We start from the raw sequence: 17,380 nt of genomic DNA, 5'->3' as shown, positions 1-17,380 counted from the left end.
CGGTTATTTATTCTTTTGTGAACTGTATATGAGGAGGAATTTATTTCACGCAGAGACGCAGAGAGTAAGTATTAATTGACATGGAGACGCTGTTCGCATAAGTTTAATAGTTCTGAGGTAAAAGGGCGACGTTCTGGAAATTGGGTACTGATATGAATGTGTCTGACTAAAGTTAGGGTGGTGTAGGCTTCAATAACAGGGTAAGTTGTATTGTTTGTTAGTTCTATAAATCTTGTAATTAAAGCATTTTCATACTCACGTAATACTTTGAAATTACCAAAGTTACGAAGGCTGTATTCTTGAATATGAGCGATGAAGTTACCAATATCTAGCGCTGGATTACCTTCACAATATAAATCTAAGTCGATGAGATACAACCGAGAATTATTAATAATCACTTGATCAGGATAAAAATCTCGATGGATACCACAGGGTTTTAATTCTGGTGTATTTTCTCCTAAATGATGACTCGCTACTAATATTCGCTCTAAACGTATTTGCCATTCAGGATATTGTTCCATGACTAAAGTAAGGCGTTCTTGTAAAATTCGCAATTCATCTGACATGGTATGAGAACGCCGAGGAGGAATATTAGTTTGGTGTAGTTTATGAGCAGCTTCAGCAACTTTATTGGCTAGTAAAATATTATTATTTGGTGTCAGCAATTGAGTAGCAATCTTACCTTCAACCTGTCGCTGTAACCACATTTGCCATTCGGGAATTATCCCCACAGGTTCAGGTACAGAAATTCCATCAACACTATCATCTGCAAAACCCTGCTCCCACAAAGACTTTTGTAACTCATAACTATGAAAATCTGTACCCTTAGCCCTCACCTTACCAATCAGCCTAATTATTTTCCCAGAACCATCAACTAACTCATATGCAATCAAACAACGTCGTCCAGGTTTATGACGAATAACTTCCACTTTTTGCAGACAACAATTTTGAGCGATCGCCAAACACCGATCAAAACATTCTTCCACCCGCACCCGATCAATCGCCGCCTCCAAAAAAGGCATTTTACTATCAGTAACAAAAACAGTCATAATTATTCTTCTACTTTTTGCGACTTTGCAACGCTAGTTGCTACAAGTCGGCGGAGCCGCCCAACACACTAGCTCGCCTTTGCGTGAGTTATTTCCTCATTTCGCATTGCATTTTGCACCTCATACAAAGCCTTATATCGCCCATTTTCTTGCATCAACTCCACATGAGAACCCTGTTCCACCACTCGCCCATGTTCCAAATAAACAATAATATCTGCACGCGTGGCAAAATCAAGGTCATGAGTAATTAAAAAAGTTGTACAATTTTCTGACAACTGTTGTAGTGCATCAATCACAGCCTTCTCATTGCCCTTATCTAACCCTGTAGTCGGTTCATCTAAAATCAAAATTGGTGCTTGACGAATAGCAGCACGGGCGATCGCAATGCGTTGGCGTTGTCCACCAGAAAGAGTTGCGCCTCGTTCTCCTACCACAGTGTCGTATCCTTGCGGTAAAGCTTGAATGAAATCATCCGCATTAGCTAAACGAGCGGCTGCTACAATTTCTGCATCAGACACCCCAGCAATCCCGTAAGCAATATTTTCCCGGATAGTCGCCGCAAACAAAATACTATCTTGCAAAACCACACTAATTTGCGGGCGTAATGATGCCAATGTATACTCTCGAATATCCCGCCCATCAATGATCACACGACCTTGTGATGGGTCATAAAGTCGTAATAATAAACTGACTAATGTTGATTTACCACCCCCAGAAGTCCCCACAATCGCTACTTGCTGTCCCGGTTGAATGTTTAAGTTAATATCTTGCAGTAAAACTTGTCCTGATTCATAGGTAAAGTGAACATTCTCAAAACGCACTTCACCTCGGAAAATCGGTGCGGGAATAGCATCCGGTAAATCACGAACATCAGGCTGCTGATTTAAGACATCTAAAATTCGCTCACCAGAAGCCGCAGCTTTCGCCAGTCGTCCGGTGTACTTAGCAAAGTTCTGCACCGGCTTAAAAGCATTCTTCAGATAAGTCAGAAATACCAGCACATCCCCAGGCGTTAAAGCATCTCGTAACGCCAGCCAAGAACCGTACCATAAAACAATTGCTGTTCCTAAAGCAATCACAGCATCAACAGTGCGTTCTAAATGCGCCGCCAAGCGTTGAGTTTTGACACTTTCTTTGAGACTACGCTGATTTTGTTGAGCAAACACCCGCGCAAAAGCATCTTGTAACGAAAGCGCTTTCACCAATTTAATCGCAGCAATAGACTCCGCAGCCGTCGCCGCTACCATTCCTTCTTGTTTGCGTTGCTTTAATGAAGATGCGCGAATACGTTTGCTCAGTCGCTGAGTAATTAACCAAAATAACGGTAGGGTAAATAGTGACAGTAAAGTCAGACTGGGATTCATCCAAAACATGACCCCAATCATGCCAAATAAAGTGAGAATGCTCACTATCAAGGGTAATGCAGCCGTAATCATAATTTCTTGGAGACGACTAGCATCACTACTCACACGTACAATCAAATCACCGCTACGCGCCTTAGTGTGGTAGCCCAACGATAAATCTTGTAAGTGACAGTATAAATAATTACGGACTTTCCCCATAACTCGGCTACCCACAGTAGCTAGTCCCACAGTACTCCAGTAAGCAGCTAGGGCGCGTAAACCAGTAATAACTAGAACTGCAATAGCTGAAAATGTCAGCAATGTCATTGGTTCTAAGTTGGCAATAGCGGGAATATTATTTAACTTATCACCTCGTATTAATACGTAATCAAAAACAAACTTCAGTGGCCAAGGTTCCAGCACCCGTAGCCCCACATCTGCAATTAAAGCGATCGCAGAAACCAAAAGTAGTCCATATTGTGGGCGAATGTAAGGCCAGAAATAAGCCAGAACTCCCCCCAAACCAGGAATAGCTTGTTTTAGAGGTTTTGACATTTATCGCCTCACCTCCACAGAAAGTCCAGCTAGATGCAGAATCTTTTGGGCGATCGCATCCCAAGTATGATGTGTTAGCACCGTGTTGCGAGCAGCTTGTCCTAAACTATGACGCAGATCAGGCGATCGCCACAATTGTTCCAAGGAATTAGCCAGTGCGATTCTATCACCAGGAGGACAAAGAATACCATTTACCCCTGAATCAATTAAATCTGCTAATTGCCCAATATTACTAACAACTACAGGCAAACCAGCCGCCATATATTCATACACTTTCAAAGGGGAAAAATAAAAATCAGATTGTGTTGAATAAGGTGCAACAGCCACATCCATTTGTGCTAAAAATTGGGGAACATTATCAGGATGTACTGCACCAGTAAATTGAGTATAAACATCTAAATTTTTGGCAGCTAATTCTGCTGATAAATTGTCTCTTTCCGGGCCATCACCCACAATTAAAAGCCGAGCATTAGGAACACGCTGATGCAGATGTGCAAAAGCCTCTGTGAGAATTGATAATCCATGCCAAGGTTTCAACGAGCCGACAAATCCCACAGTAAAATTTTCTGAAGAATGAGAAAAATTAACACTAGAAAAACGCCGAGGATTAACTCCATTAGGAATCACATAAACTTTAGATTCATCAACATAATTCATTAAATAACTTTTCACTTCCTCAGATACAGCAATAATCACCTTAGCCGCCGAAAAAACCCGATTAGCCACATCTTCAGCACCATGAACATTAATCAATCCCCGATGCTTCGACTGTTCTGTAATCAAAGGCGAATTGACCTCCAAAATTCCAGGAATACCCTTCACTTGAGCAAACTCCATCCCGCCATAACTCCAAAGAGAATAACGCTCATAAACACAGTCAAAACAGCCAAACCTCTCCAAATCCCCATACAAATCAGCATTAATCGCCAAAGCAGCCTGCTCCCGTAAAGCCTTTTCCTGCTTAGGGATAGCCGGAAGTTGACAAACCGCAACATTACTTAAATCAGCAGGTAAATCGCCCCCCAACCGAGTAGCAAACAAATTCACCTCACACCCCTGTCCTTGCAACCCCCGAATCACCTCCTGCACATGAATCGAGCAACCCTTTTGCCCAAAAACAGGAATCCCCGGATCAGCACAGATATATGCAACTCTCACCCCTGACACCTCCTCTGCGTGAGAAATAAACTTCTTAAACTCTCCGCATTACGACAAATATCAAACTCCGACTCAATCAAACTCCTAGCACGAAGCGCCAAATCAACCCGCAAAGTCGAATCCTTCAAGAATTTCCCTAGAGCGATAGCTAACTTTTCAGCATCAAATTGAGGCACAATAAAACCAGTCTCCCTATCACGTACCAACTCCGGAATCCCCGTCACATCAGTACTGACACAAGGAGTTCCCAACGCCATCGCCTCTAATAAAACCGTAGGTAAACCATCCCGATTACCATCCTTACCAATCACATAAGGCGCTGCAAACACAGCCGCTTGCTGCATCAATTGAAACACCTCATTTTGAGGACGTGGCCCCACAATTTCCACCCTAGACTGTAACTTTAAATCTTGAATTTGCCTTTTTAATACAGGTTCTAAAGTCCCCGTACCCACAATTTGACATTGAAAATCATAATTTTTTTCCTGCAAAATAGCGCAAGCATCTATTAACACAGATAATCCCTTCTTCTCAATCAACCGCCCCACAGAAATAATCACAGGAGGACGATTAGCGGGAGAAGAATATTCTAATTGTCGTAAATCTAAACCGTTATAAATGCGCTTAACATGCTTGGCTGCTACACCATAAGTCTCTTGTAAATACTTGAGGTTATAGTCACTGACAGTCACCACAGTAGCCGCATCTTCTAGTTTGCGTTGCATATCTGCAAATTCCACACTTTCATGAAAGATATCTTTAGCATGAGCCGTGAAAGTATAAGGAATACCTGTAAAGTGAGATGCTAACCGAGCCACACTAGTAGCCACGGTACCAAAATGAGCGTGTAAATGAGTAATGCCTTTTAGTTGTGCTTCTCGTGCTAACCATGCAGCTTGGTAAACAGTACTCGCTTGTTCACCTTGAGCAACTGCTAACTTTGACCAAAAATCTGGGATAACTTGACTAGCTTCTTGTAATTCTGCCCAAAAATAGCTAGCAGCCGTCGGTGCAAGACTATTGAGTGAATCACTTACTCGTCCTTGAATTGGTTTTTTAATGTAAGTGACAGGCGCACGCACCTGGGAAATAATATTTTGAAAATGAGTATCAGAGGGTGGTCTTAAAGCAAAAATTTCAATGTTTAAGCCAGCTGCTTCATGAGCTAAGATTTCATTAACTACAAAGGTTTCAGAATATCGAGGATAACGTTTGAGGACGTAACCAACACGTGTCATAGTTCGTAGTTAGTAATTCGTAATTCGTAATTCGTAATTCGTAATTAAAGAAGGTTGGATTTTATATTTACTCTTCCTCATCCTCTCACGATGCTTGTTGTGATGAATGATGACCGGAGGTGAGGATTTCTTCAATAAATTGAGGAATGCGGGTGAGTCCGTTGAGATCGATATGGTTACGGACTTGGGGTGGTTTGATGTCTTGCTTTAACCAGTTGGTTATGGCTTGGGGTGTGAGGTGATCTGGGTGTAATACGTCAATTAAGCCAAGTGCTTGTAATCGTTCAGCCCGGATTAGTTGTTCTTTTCGGGGTTTGATGCGGGGTACAATGAGCGATCGCTTGGCAAATGACAGTAATTCACAAGTTGTATTGTAACCACCCATTGCAATGACTCGTTCGGCTCGATTCAATAACAGTGTTGGTTCAGCTAAATATTCTAATACCTGTAAGTTGTCACGTTGAGCGGCATAGTTTTGCAGTTTTTGCCTTGCTTCTCGTGGCATAAATGGCCCTGTCAAAATAATGCCATTCATTTCTGGTGGTAATTCAGCATGGGCAAATGTTTGCGCTAACCTCGCACCATCTTGTCCACCACCCACCAAGCACAATACTAATTTTTTTGATGGTAAATTGAGTGATTTAAATGCCTGGATGCTTTCGATATCCATGAACTTAAGGCGGCTACGTTGATCAAGATAGCCAGTGTAGCGAAATTTAGATACGGTTTTTGGCTTAAATTGATATTCCTCCACTAAATCATAAACCTTTGGATCACCATACACCCAGACCGCATCATAATATGTTTGAATCGCCTTTTCATTAGCTTTTCTTTTCCAATCTCGACGCACGGATTTGGGTTCATCTAAGACATCCCGCAAACCGAGAATGCAATGTGTTTGTTTTTGGCTTTGCAAGTAATTCAGCGTGGGATCTAGCTCGTTGACGGCTCCACGCGGTACATTATCTACAATGAAGATATCTGGTTTGAAAGCTTTAATCGTGGTAAGAATAACTTGCGATCGCAGTGTAATAATTTCCTGTAATGATAAATCCCATCGGCGCGCCTGATATTCCCCATCAATGTTTTTATGTAAAGCAGGTAGGGTTAAACAATCTACGCCTGGCGGTGTAGGGATATTGCCCGCATCTTTGATACCGCTAATCAGTAAAATATCAGTTTCTAGGGTCGAACAACCCAAGGTTTGAGCAATTAAAAAATTACGGCGTTTGTGTCCGAGCCCCATTGTGTCATGAGAGTATAAAGCAATACGCCACTTTCGTCCATTGTTGAATGAATTACTGGCCTCCGGAGGCTCTACACTAGCCGATGTTCGTGTTATTTCTCTACAGTGAGGGAACAAGTTCTTCATTTGCACTCCTGACAAATATTTTATCCGGTGCTAATACCATTTTTTGATCGCCATATCCACATAATTAATCTGCCTATATAGGCTTAGTTATGAATTCCTTTGCTTCAGCCTCTGGGTGGATAATGTGCTAGTCAGACTGTACTCAACAATTGACAAATTGAGGAAACACTTTTTTCAGAAAATCAACTTGATTATTACTGAAATTAGCCTGACAAATGATTGCCAACGTCGCTTTATCAATCGAATTTAATTAGACAAATTTTTAACAATGACTGATGGATATCTTAGGCAAAATATCCTGTTTTTTGACAAAAACTGTTTTTTCTCCTTTCTAAGCGGTTTCTCTAAAAAATTTAAATTAAGATTAGGTTATTGAAAAATTAACAGAAGTTAAACGCTATTTTATACTGTATCAATCTAATATAAAAATTGCATGAAAGTTAGATGAGAATTTTTTCATGTTTTATTACTAAACTAATTACCAGGATTCAGCCGAAATTTAAACATTAGTGAAGAAGGTGATTTTGCTCGATTTGGTTCAATAAAAATATTATGTATAAGTCATAAATATTGATACAACTACTGCCAAAATTGAATGAGCAAAATTAACTTGAATGGATTAACTGCAATTTTTTTAAGTTAAATAAACAAAATACACATCTAAACAACTGCAAACCACAAGGATGAAAAATGAGCAGGTCAATAAATCATCTACGCGAACGCCTCCGGCTCGGCTTTACTGAACGCTTGTCTATCTGCAATATCCCGCAAGGGCTGACATTGTGGCAGCAAGTGTTAGGAGAAGTACGTACCCGGATTTTGCTTTGGTACTTACTGATTTTAGGAATCACATTTCTCATTGCCATTCCGGCATTTCGCTATCAGCTCTACCAGCGTATTGATGAACGTGGTCGTCAGGCTATAAAAGCAGACATGATAGCTTTTCGGGCGTTAATTAGCGGCACAAGAATAATTCCAGCGGATGCAACCACTGATGATGACCCACAACAAATGCTCATTGAATTACAGCAGAATTGGTTACTCTCGCAACAAGAAAAAATCGTTGTTTCCAAATCTGTAGAAGATTTAATGAAACTATTTAGAGCTTATCTGTTGTATCGCATACCCGAAGATGAAACCTATTTCATTACTTTTATTGATGGTGAATTTTACAAATCCAGTCCGAGCGCTCGTCCCAAACAATTAGCCACAGACTCACTACTCATGAAACAATGGGCAACACAAACCCAAGCAGAACAGGACGAACAAGAATTTTTCACTCCTGAGGGTAATAAAATTATTTACACAGTAGAACCCATTGCCATTAATCAAAAAACACGGGGAGTCTTTGTTGTTGCTCATAATACTGCCGGGCAACGAGTACAAGCACTAGAAGCAGTCCGCGTGATTATTCAAGTTTCTAGTTTAGTCTTTGTGGTGTCATTAATCTTAGCTTGGTTAGCGGCGGGAAGGATCATGGCTCCTTTAAGGACAATCATTACTACCGCTCATGCCATTAGTGAGTCAGATTTAACTCAGCGTTTACCAGCTCATGGTAGAGGAGAACTAGGAGAACTGGCTAGCACATTTAATGAAATGATGGATAGATTAGAAGCAGCCTTTGCTACCCAACGTGAATTTGTGAACGATGCGGGACACGAACTAAGAACTCCCATCACCATTATTCGTGGACATTTGGAACTCATGGGAGATGATCCCCAAGAACAACAAGAAACTTTGGCATTGGTGATAGGAGAACTAGACCGCATGAGTCGTTTAGTTGATGATTTAATTTTGCTAGCCAAAGCAGAACGCACAGATTTTTTACAGTTAACAACAATCAATGTGGCAGAGTTAACCCAAGAGTTATTTTGTAAAGCTCAAGCATTAGCAGAAAGAGACTGGCAAATAGATGCTGTGGCCAAAGGCCGCATTGTCGTAGATCGCCAAAGAATTACTGAAGCCATGATGAATCTAGCGCAAAATGCTACTCAGCATACAAATAACAATGATACTATTGCCATAGGTTCAGCGATCGCCAAAGGCAAGGTGCATTTCTGGGTACGCGATACCGGCGAAGGCATTCCCTTGGTTGATCAAAAACGGATCTTTGAGCGCTTTGCCCGAACTTCCAACAGTCGCCGTCGTTCTGAGGGTGCGGGGTTAGGACTATCCATTGTGCGAGCGATCGCCGAGTCCCACTGCGGGCAAGTATTACTTCGCAGTCAATTAGGAAAAGGTTCGATGTTTACTATTGTTTTACCCCTCGATCCGCCGCAAAAAATCAGTGCCTATGCCCAACATTCTCATCGTTGAAGATGAATCTCGAATTGCCTCGTTTATCCAAAAAGGATTGCGATCGCAGGGATTTACCACCACAGTCGTGACAGATGGACAAAATGTGCTGGATGTGGTAGCAAGTGGCACATTTGATTTATTAATTTTGGATTTGGGTTTACCTAGCAAAGATGGATTTCAAGTACTTCAAGAACTGCGGGGACAGGGCGAAGACCTACCAGTAATTATCCTTTCTGCCCGTAGCGACATTAACGACAAAGTTGCTGGACTAGAAGGAGGAGCAGATGATTATGTCACCAAACCCTTCCGATTTGAAGAACTCCTAGCACGGGTAAGATTGCGGTTACGAGGTCACCGAACTGTCAGAGATGCTACACACTTAACCCTAAGATCCGGCAACCTAGTACTTGATTTACGAACTCGACAAGTTAAAATAAGCGATCGCCTCATCGAACTACCCGCCCGTGAATTTGCAATGGTAGAAATGTTTTGCCGTCATCCGGGACAAGTCATCAGTCGAGAGCAACTGTTAGATCACGTTTGGGGTTACGATTATAACCCAGGTTCAAATATTGTTGATGTATACGTCGGTTATCTCCGCAAAAAACTAGGTAGCAAACTCATTGAGACAGTTAGAGGCATGGGCTATCGTCTACGGATTTAATACCCTCTGGAACGGATTAAAGTTCATCTAAGTCGTGATTGATTATGAAACAGCACAATAACTTTGATGAACTGGCTGTTGACCAGTCAAATAGCCCTTTGAGTTCGAGGTATTGGTTCAGACATCTGAAGGTTGGTCAAAAAATTGCTCTGGGATATGGGCTGCTGTTAAGTGTCGTCTTACTGGGAACTAGCATCGGGTTTTTGATTGCAGATCATTACCAGCGACAAGCGCACCAACGCAAAGAAGCAGCCATTGAAGAGTTATATCAGATGTATCAACTAAAAACCATTGTGTTTCGGGTTCGCACCAATCAACACAAGTTAATTTTGTACATGGATCAACCACCAAGATGGGGAGAACAATATACTCAGTTACTGAAGTATGTTGAGCAAGCTAGACAAGTTTGGTTTGATTTCAAGGCTAACTACAGCACTGAAAACAGCATCATATATGATTCTGTAATTGAACAAAAAGCAGTTCACCGCTTATTGCAGACCCATAAAGGCTTTGATGCTTACTTAGAGCGCACAGAATCTCTATTTCAGAATAATAATCCCAGTCAATTATCATTAAACGATATTCAAATCGCACAAACGCAACTATTCAACTTCATGCATGGCTCATCAGTTTTTATGATTGATGATTTTCTAGATGACATTACCAATCTTGTGGAAGTAATAGCCCAGGAGTATCAGCAAGCCAATTTGGAACTGCAAAGGGCAGAAAAATTGCGCTTCTACATTATTTTAGGTAGTCTGTCACTATCAATTGCCATCGCTACATTATTAGCAATTTACACTAGTCGCGCCATTGCCCGTCCCATTCAAGCAGTTACTCATGTAGCCCAACAGGTGACAGAGGAATCTAATTTTGATTTGCAAGCACCCGTCATGACTAATGATGAAGTGGGTATCTTAGCTGCTTCTCTGAATCGTCTTATCCAGGAAGTTCAGCAACTCATTCAAGTCCAACATGATACCAACGAACAGCTAGAAGTATACAGCCAGGTTCTAGAAGAAAAAGTACGCGCCCGCACACGAGAGTTAAATGAAAAAAATCTCAGCTTAGAGGCAGCATTAGAGGAATTGCGGCGTACTAAAGCTCAACTAGGAGCAACCGAGCAAAGTATTCAGAGCAAATCCTAAAATTTTGCTTTAGCGATGGAACTACCCACACCAATGTTCACACCCATAGCCAGCAACAATAGCAGTCAGAAGAAGATGCGATCGCTCTTGTAACCAGCAAGCTATCATGTATGGGAAAAAATATGCAGCATATAGCCTGAGGTTTGGCATGAAAGTAGCAGTCTTCAGTACAAAGGCCTATGACCGACAATTTTTAGAAGCTGCAAATTCTCCGATTCAACATGAGTTGGTTTTTTTTGAACCCCGTTTGAATCAAAGCACCGCTATCTTAGCCGCAGGATTTCCGGCTGTGTGTGTATTTGTACATGATCTGGTTGATGCCCCAACTTTAGAAATTCTCGCTTCCGGGGGAACTCGCCTGATTGCCTTACGATGTGCCGGATTTAACAATGTAGATTTACAAGCCGCAGCAGATTTGGGTATTAAAGTCGTCCGTGTCCCTGCTTATTCACCCTATGGGGTTGCAGAACACGCCGTAGGATTGATTTTAAGCCTCAATCGCAAAATTCATCATGCCTATAACCGTGTCCGTGAAGGTAATTTTGCCCTCTCAGGGCTGTTGGGATTTAACCTCAATGGACGCACCGTAGGGATTATTGGTACTGGCAAAATCGGTCTAATTTTAGGACAGATTATGAAAGGTTTTGGCTGTAATTTACTCGCCTATGATGTGTATCACAATGCAGAATTAGCGGCAATGGGCGGGAAATATGTAGAGTTGCCTGAGTTATTTGCTAACTCTGATATCATCTCCTTGCATTGTCCCCTGACGCCGGAAACTCATCACTTGATTAATGCCGAATCCATAGAACAAATGAAGCCCAAAGTGATGTTAATTAATACCAGTCGGGGCGCATTAATTGATACCCAGGCAGTCATCGAAGGACTAAAGTCACGCAAAATTGGTTCTTTGGGTGTGGATGTCTACGAACAAGAATCAGATTTGTTTTTTGAGGATTTATCTGGCGAAATTATTCAAGATGATGTCTTCCAACGTCTGACAACCTTTCCCAACGTATTAATTACTGGACATCAAGCCTTTTTTACAGAAGAAGCTCTCCACAATATTGCTGAGACAACCTTTACTAATATTACCGACATTGAACATAATCGTTCCTGCCCCAACGAAATCAGCGCTCAACCGCAAACCCCAAGGGACTTGCAATTAAAAAAATAATCAAATCCCTGCGGGACGCTACGCGGTAAGCGCAGCTATGCCTGTTAGGGCTTTACACTGTTTAGGCAGGGGAGCAGGGGGCAGGGGGGAAAAGAAAAATACCATTAAAATTATTTTCTTGTCTCCCCCAACTCATTTAACGACGATCTCACTTTTTCGAGTGGTTTCCGCCCTGCTGTAAGTTTTGTAAAACCGATAAAAAAAATTTGGCAGCCAATTTGGCAGAAAATTCTTTAATTCCCGTAAATTAGATCCTAAAAGCAGAGTATGTTGTAATTACTGTCACACCAATTGTGCAATTGGTTGACTTATGATAAACGACAAATAGTTAATAGGGGGTGAACTGATGGCACAGCCTAATCAGGAAGGTAAAAATAATTTTCTTTACCCTCGGAGTCGCTACTATGGTCATTTTCATCCAGACAACATAGTATTTAACGCCAATCTCCAAGAGTTTGCTCAAAAAGTTGGCTACATCTCCAGTTTAGAAACATCTGGAAAACTGACTCCCCAACAGGCTTATAAAAGAATTAAAGCTCTTTGGAAACAGTTAAAACGCAGTAAAAAAGAGCTAGGAATTGGGAACCAACAAGAACCACCAATATCATCCTGAAATTATTTAAATTCTCAGCCAAGCACCTGAAATTCATCTGGAGCGAGTGACACCATCATATTTTCAGATTCTATTTGAATAATCCAACGCTTACTCGTTTGATTTCGGGAATTTGACTCTACACCACAAACTACGCCAACTTTTCCGATTACGTATGCTGGACGGAGAATCAAGACTTTGTTCCCTACTTGAATATTCTTGGAGGTATACAACTATTTCTCCTAGAGGTTTTTGATTTTATAAGAATAAAATTATACAAGTGAGAGCCGATAGTTAATCTTATTTTAACGAAAATTTGTGTATTCAATAATCTTTTCTTAACTAAATACGGCAGATACCATGCATTTTGGGCGTTGGAAATGACAGGCTTTGGGAGTGAGTCAACAAATGGGAGTTAGAAAACCAAAGCAAGTGTGTGGTGTAATTTTCCGACTTGTGTGTACACGCGATGACTGTAAGTAGGACAGCGTAAATAATTAAAGGTTTGTAGAAAGGTTTGTAGTGAGGACTTTAGTCCTCAAATAAGCGGCTCTAGCCGCTGACTACGAAATGAATTTGAATTATTTTACATTGCTTAACATAGGTTGATTTTTTCTCGCCGACTTACTTAACTGTGTGAATATATTTTCAGGCCAAAATAATCGGGTCTGAAATCACGTCTAACCATCAGGCAGCCCATAGCCTTCTCGAACAGATAAAATTGACAATATGAACGCTACACAAGAACAACTAAAACTGAAATTTGCCCAGGCTTTGGCGGCTGCTTTTGGCACTGAATACGCTGGAGTAGATCCCATTTTGGTGGCTGCGAGTAATCCTAAATTTGGTGATTATCAGGCGAACGTGGCTTTATCGTTGAGTAAAAAGTTAGGACAGCAACCAAGAGCGATCGCTACTGCTATTGTTGAAAATCTAGATATATCTCATATTTGTGAACAGCCAGAAATAGCTGGGCCCGGTTTTATTAATCTGAAACTCCAAACAGCATACCTAGAAGCCCAACTCAACGCCATTCAAGCAGATTCTCGACTAGGAGTCCCCGCAGCCAAAACACCAAAACGGGAAATTGTCGATTTTTCTAGTCCGAATATTGCCAAAGAAATGCACGTTGGACACTTGCGTTCGACAATTATTGGTGATTCCATCGCTCGAATTTTGGAATTTCAAGGACATGATGTTTTGCGCTTAAATCACGTAGGTGATTGGGGGACGCAATTTGGTATGTTAATCACCTATCTACGGGAAGTTTACCCGGAAGCCCTCACTACTGCCAATGCTTTAGATATTGGAGATTTAGTCAGCTTCTACCGCAAAGCTAAACAGCGCTTTGATGAAGATGAAGTTTTTCAAGAAACAGCACGTCAGGAAGTTGTCAGATTACAAGCAGGTGCAACAGATACACTCCACGCTTGGAAACTATTATGTGAACAATCCCGGCGTGAGTTTCAGGTAATTTATGATTTGCTAAATGTGCAAGTCACCGAACGGGGAGAATCTTTTTATAATCCTTTACTACCAACAGTTGTAGAAGATTTACAGTCATCTGGTTTGTTAGAAGAAAATCAAGGCGCTCAGGTGGTTTTCTTGGAAGGGTTTACCAACAGAGAAGGTGAGCCTTTGCCTTTAATTGTGCAAAAATCCGATGGTGGTTATAATTACGCCACAACAGATTTAGCAGCATTACGCTACCGCATCCAACAAGATGAAGCCAAGCGGATAATTTATGTTACAGACGCGGGACAGGGAAATCACTTTGCTCAATTTTTTCAGGTAGCAGGTAAAGCTGGATGGATTCCTGATGATGTGGAATTAGTTCATGTTCCCTTTGGTTTGGTGTTAGGAGAAGATGGCAAAAAATTCAAAACTCGTTCTGGTGATACAGTCAGGTTACGCGATTTATTAGATGAAGCAGTGATTCGGGCCCGTGCAGATTTAGCAGCTAGGTTACAAGAAGAAGAACGCACAGAAACAGAGGAATTTATTAATGAAGTTTCCCAGATAGTTGGTATTAGTGCGGTTAAATATGCCGATTTAAGTCAAAACCGTACAAGTAACTATATTTTTAGTTACGACAAAATGCTGGATCTTAAGGGTAATACTGCACCCTATATGCTGTATGCTTATGCACGGATTCAGGGAATTAGCCGTAAGGGTGGGATTAATTTTCAGGAGTTGGGAGATCATGCTCAAGTTTTGTTGCAGCATGAAACAGAATTAGCACTGGCAAAGTATTTACTGCAATTAGATGAGGTAATTAGTGCGGTAGAACAAGATTTATTGCCTAATCGGTTGTGTGAATATTTGTATGAGTTGAGTAAGAAGTTTAATCAGTTTTATGACCGTAATCAAGGGGTAAGAGTGCTGGAGGCGGAGGAACCATTAAGGACTTCTCGTTTGGTTTTATGTGATTTGACGGCTAAAACTTTGCGGTTGGGATTGTCTTTGTTGGGGATTCAGGTTTTAGAGAGGATGTAGGAGCAAGATATTAATTTTTTTAACGCCAAGAGGTACCAAGGTAACGTGAAGGTTTTTTGTTGTGTTTCCTTGACGTTTTGGCGGTCATTCCTATTAGCTGGTGTCAAATGATGGTGACGCTTGCTTTTATTATGGGTAATATCCCCAATCTCAAAGCACGATCGCCATGAATGATAAAGAAATCAAACAATTAATGGAGAGTAATGCTAAAACTGCCCAAGCTATGTTAGATGAAATAGCTGATGCTCGACAGGAACGGCAAGAACTTAGGGAAGGAATGGTACAACTGCAAAATGCAATGGCACGGTTAATAAATATCCAAGAGACAATGGCTAATTTACTCGTTTCTCTTGATGGCGATCGCCCCACTATCCTCAAGAAACTGTCAGCAATTGAATATAAGCTGGATCAGCTATTGCCACAACAACCAGAAGATGCTCCCAAATAAATTAGTTTTGCTCATGGGCGATGTCTGGTGGCAATTTAAAGCAATTTTAAATCACACAATTATGCGTTTTCCACCAAAACTGTCACAGATGCTATGGCTATCAACATTTCATCATTTTTATCGTTGAGAGAAGAAATAGCTCGTCCTTGAACCACCATCCCTCCAGATTCTACAGTCAGGGTTTTGCGGCCAAATGGCAGTACAGCTAATACTTCCGCTTCCCTGACTTGTTCTGGATAGGGAACGGCTATTTGAACTTCCACAATCATTTCATCAGGATCGCTTAAACCAGCCACTTCCCACACACCAGGTAAGGCATTATGAGCGATCGCATTGCGTACAGCCCTGGCTGCTGCTACTGTTGGTTCCTGTCCATGCTGATCTATTCCCATCCCCATCTCAATAATCAAACGTTTACGAGCCACAGCCATCTCCTGTAAATATTTAAATTTGTTCTTCTTCCTCAGAGAACCAAATCTCTGCTAATAAACTCAAACCAATGAGCCAAAAAAAGCAGCAAACCAAAAACCAAAATAGTCCCATCATTTCCATTACCTCCAATTAGTAGTTTTTTGCAAAAAAATCTCACGTTTCAGGTAAATTCATCAGGAAAATCTTAGCTATAACACAGTTGTTTATATCATCATAAATCTACATATTTTCTAACAATTTAGTTGAGATTGCTCTCTGAGTAAATTATTACTTTGATTAAAAAGATTATTTATAAAATTAATAAAAATAAATCTTTAAAGGGGTTTTTCAGTAAACAATGTATTCAATTACACTATTGTTCTGCCATCCTGTGACTTTAAACCTCGTCCATCGTGAACAGTGCAGTTATTCTCATTGCAACGTCAGGAAGTAATCTCATAATCTTGACGGCAAACTACAGTAGTTCTCAAAATAAACAAGCTTAACAGCCAAAATACTTAATTTTTCGGCAAATTATCCACCGGAAAAGCTCTGCGCTAAAATAGAGGCATTGGGGTAAAAATCTCTGTCATTGACACTCTCCCGGCTAAAGCCACGGAGATTCTTGATTCAACGAGTCCACTTAGATGAAACTCCTTGCGGTATCTCACCCAGAGGTGGTTCTCTCCTCAAGCGTTAACTTTCGGTATGCCCTACCGTAGTTGGATGACTCCAAAATTTGTTTGAGTGTAAATACTGCTCGTCTAGCCCCCATGAAAATTTTACCTATTCCTGGAAAAGAGCTAGAACTATGGAATAGAACCCCATATTTTCAATTGTCAAGGTGCAGCGTAGAGCCTTCCGGCAACATCGGGTTTTTATACAGGTTGATTACCCTTCCTGTTCAAATCAGTTTAACATCAAAACACCCTCAAGGGTGCAGCTAGCTTTCATCACCTGCCTAAAGTCCGAAAAACGCCACAATGTTGCTGTTTCTCAGGTGTTTTCAGCGTCTTTCTTATAAGTTCCACAAATGACCAATTTTTACCACTCAAGTAACAATGTCTCAAGAGCATAACGAATCACTCCAGGTTCAGCAAATAGCCAGTCTTAAACCGAAACATTTTGCTGATTTAATCAGAGCTGCTCAGTTAATTTTTGACCCTACTGCGGGACTCGCAGGCAGACATTTAGAAATTGACTGGCAAGATTTTGGTGTTCCTGATAATGTAGAACAAAATTTGAAGGAACTGGGTCAACAATATCAATATGCCTCTCCCCATATTCCTAGTGATATCATCTGGAGTCAATTAACTCCCGAAACTCGGATTTGGTTTCTCGACAATAAAGATGAACTGTGGCACTTTGAGGAGGCGTTTCCAGCGCTGGACGAAGATTAGTATTGTTAGACAGGTACATTGTACCTGCCTA

At 41.1% G+C, this 17,380-nt stretch carries 14 protein-coding genes; 8 read left to right on the top strand and 6 right to left on the bottom strand.

Annotation, left to right across the window (positions count from 1 at the left end):
• Positions 1-71 precede the first annotated feature (71 nt).
• From ACM0OS_RS03460 to ACM0OS_RS03440, 5 genes are all read right to left on the bottom strand, one after another.
• Entirely contained in the window at positions 72-1,049 is a 978-nt protein-coding gene (locus ACM0OS_RS03460; RefSeq protein ID WP_414541757.1) for a phosphotransferase, read from the bottom strand.
• A 68-nt stretch (positions 1,050-1,117) separates the two neighbouring features.
• The gene (locus tag ACM0OS_RS03455; RefSeq protein ID WP_414541756.1) at positions 1,118-2,947 is read right to left on the bottom strand and encodes an ABC transporter ATP-binding protein; all 1,830 of its coding nucleotides are present in this window, start codon (positions 2,945-2,947) and stop codon (positions 1,118-1,120) included.
• Positions 2,948-4,105 carry a glycosyltransferase family 4 protein gene (locus tag ACM0OS_RS03450; RefSeq protein ID WP_414541755.1) on the bottom strand — a complete coding sequence of 386 codons (1,158 nt, stop codon included), beginning with the start codon at positions 4,103-4,105 and terminating at the stop codon, positions 2,948-2,950. It abuts the gene before it with no gap.
• Positions 4,102-5,343, bottom strand: a complete 1,242-nt coding sequence (locus tag ACM0OS_RS03445; protein WP_414541754.1) for a glycosyltransferase — start codon at positions 5,341-5,343, stop codon at positions 4,102-4,104. The genes ACM0OS_RS03450 and ACM0OS_RS03445 overlap by 4 nt, the downstream gene beginning before the upstream one ends.
• An 85-nt stretch (positions 5,344-5,428) precedes the next feature.
• Positions 5,429-6,715, bottom strand: coding sequence for a glycosyltransferase family protein (locus tag ACM0OS_RS03440; RefSeq protein WP_414541753.1), 1,287 nt, complete (start codon positions 6,713-6,715; stop codon positions 5,429-5,431).
• A 690-nt stretch (positions 6,716-7,405) separates the two neighbouring features.
• Here ACM0OS_RS03440 and ACM0OS_RS03435 point away from each other — a divergent pair.
• From ACM0OS_RS03435 to ACM0OS_RS03405, 7 genes are all read left to right on the top strand, one after another.
• Positions 7,406-9,031 (top strand): sensor histidine kinase, encoded by a 1,626-nt coding sequence (locus ACM0OS_RS03435; RefSeq protein ID WP_414541752.1) that lies wholly within the window; start codon positions 7,406-7,408, stop codon positions 9,029-9,031.
• Complete coding sequence (locus tag ACM0OS_RS03430; protein ID WP_414541751.1) at positions 9,009-9,677, top strand: response regulator transcription factor; 669 nt, start codon at positions 9,009-9,011, stop codon at positions 9,675-9,677. Before ACM0OS_RS03435 ends, ACM0OS_RS03430 begins: the two co-directional genes overlap by 23 nt.
• A gap of 44 nt (positions 9,678-9,721) precedes the next feature.
• Complete coding sequence (locus tag ACM0OS_RS03425; protein ID WP_414541750.1) at positions 9,722-10,825, top strand: HAMP domain-containing protein; 1,104 nt, start codon at positions 9,722-9,724, stop codon at positions 10,823-10,825.
• A gap of 148 nt (positions 10,826-10,973) precedes the next feature.
• A complete protein-coding gene (locus tag ACM0OS_RS03420; RefSeq protein WP_414541749.1) occupies positions 10,974-12,002 on the top strand; it encodes a 2-hydroxyacid dehydrogenase in 1,029 nt (342 codons plus the stop codon).
• A gap of 346 nt (positions 12,003-12,348) precedes the next feature.
• On the top strand, positions 12,349-12,615 hold the full coding sequence (locus ACM0OS_RS03415) for a hypothetical protein (RefSeq protein ID WP_414541748.1): 267 nt from the start codon (positions 12,349-12,351) through the stop codon (positions 12,613-12,615).
• A gap of 708 nt (positions 12,616-13,323) precedes the next feature.
• A complete protein-coding gene (argS, locus tag ACM0OS_RS03410; RefSeq protein ID WP_414541747.1) occupies positions 13,324-15,090 on the top strand; it encodes an arginine--tRNA ligase in 1,767 nt (588 codons plus the stop codon).
• Between the two features lie 166 nt (positions 15,091-15,256).
• The gene (locus ACM0OS_RS03405) at positions 15,257-15,538 is read left to right on the top strand and encodes a hypothetical protein (protein ID WP_414541746.1); all 282 of its coding nucleotides are present in this window, start codon (positions 15,257-15,259) and stop codon (positions 15,536-15,538) included.
• 59 nt (positions 15,539-15,597) lie between these two features.
• Here the strand turns inward: ACM0OS_RS03405 and ACM0OS_RS03400 are convergent, their stop codons facing one another.
• The gene (locus ACM0OS_RS03400) at positions 15,598-15,963 is read right to left on the bottom strand and encodes a Lin0512 family protein (protein WP_414541745.1); all 366 of its coding nucleotides are present in this window, start codon (positions 15,961-15,963) and stop codon (positions 15,598-15,600) included.
• A gap of 1,047 nt (positions 15,964-17,010) precedes the next feature.
• On the opposite strand from ACM0OS_RS03400, the gene ACM0OS_RS03395 reads away from it, so the two are divergent.
• The gene (locus tag ACM0OS_RS03395; RefSeq protein WP_414541744.1) at positions 17,011-17,349 is read left to right on the top strand and encodes a hypothetical protein; all 339 of its coding nucleotides are present in this window, start codon (positions 17,011-17,013) and stop codon (positions 17,347-17,349) included.
• Positions 17,350-17,380 lie beyond the last annotated feature (31 nt).

This window comes from Nostoc sp. CCY0012 (genome assembly GCF_963920855.1).
Taxonomy (GTDB): Bacteria; Cyanobacteriota; Cyanobacteriia; order Cyanobacteriales; family Nostocaceae; genus Cyanocohniella.
This window is presented reverse-complemented; position numbering and strand designations above follow the sequence as displayed.

Bases quoted from the DNA above. Each gene is read 5' to 3' on its own strand.
- ACM0OS_RS03460 (WP_414541757.1), bottom strand. From the start codon at position 1,049: ATGACTGTTTTTGTTACTGATAGTAAAATGCCTTTTTTGGAGGCGGCG.
- ACM0OS_RS03455 (WP_414541756.1), bottom strand. From the start codon at position 2,947: ATGTCAAAACCTCTAAAACAAGCTATTCCTGGTTTGGGGGGAGTTCTG.
- ACM0OS_RS03445 (WP_414541754.1), bottom strand. From the start codon at position 5,343: ATGACACGTGTTGGTTACGTCCTCAAACGTTATCCTCGATATTCTGAA.
- ACM0OS_RS03440 (WP_414541753.1), bottom strand. From the start codon at position 6,715: ATGAAGAACTTGTTCCCTCACTGTAGAGAAATAACACGAACATCGGCT.
- ACM0OS_RS03435 (WP_414541752.1), top strand. From the start codon at position 7,406: ATGAGCAGGTCAATAAATCATCTACGCGAACGCCTCCGGCTCGGCTTT.
- ACM0OS_RS03430 (WP_414541751.1), top strand. From the start codon at position 9,009: ATGCCCAACATTCTCATCGTTGAAGATGAATCTCGAATTGCCTCGTTT.
- ACM0OS_RS03425 (WP_414541750.1), top strand. From the start codon at position 9,722: ATGAAACAGCACAATAACTTTGATGAACTGGCTGTTGACCAGTCAAAT.
- ACM0OS_RS03420 (WP_414541749.1), top strand. From the start codon at position 10,974: ATGAAAGTAGCAGTCTTCAGTACAAAGGCCTATGACCGACAATTTTTA.
- ACM0OS_RS03415 (WP_414541748.1), top strand. From the start codon at position 12,349: ATGGCACAGCCTAATCAGGAAGGTAAAAATAATTTTCTTTACCCTCGG.
- argS (WP_414541747.1), top strand. From the start codon at position 13,324: ATGAACGCTACACAAGAACAACTAAAACTGAAATTTGCCCAGGCTTTG.
- ACM0OS_RS03405 (WP_414541746.1), top strand. From the start codon at position 15,257: ATGAATGATAAAGAAATCAAACAATTAATGGAGAGTAATGCTAAAACT.
- ACM0OS_RS03395 (WP_414541744.1), top strand. From the start codon at position 17,011: ATGTCTCAAGAGCATAACGAATCACTCCAGGTTCAGCAAATAGCCAGT.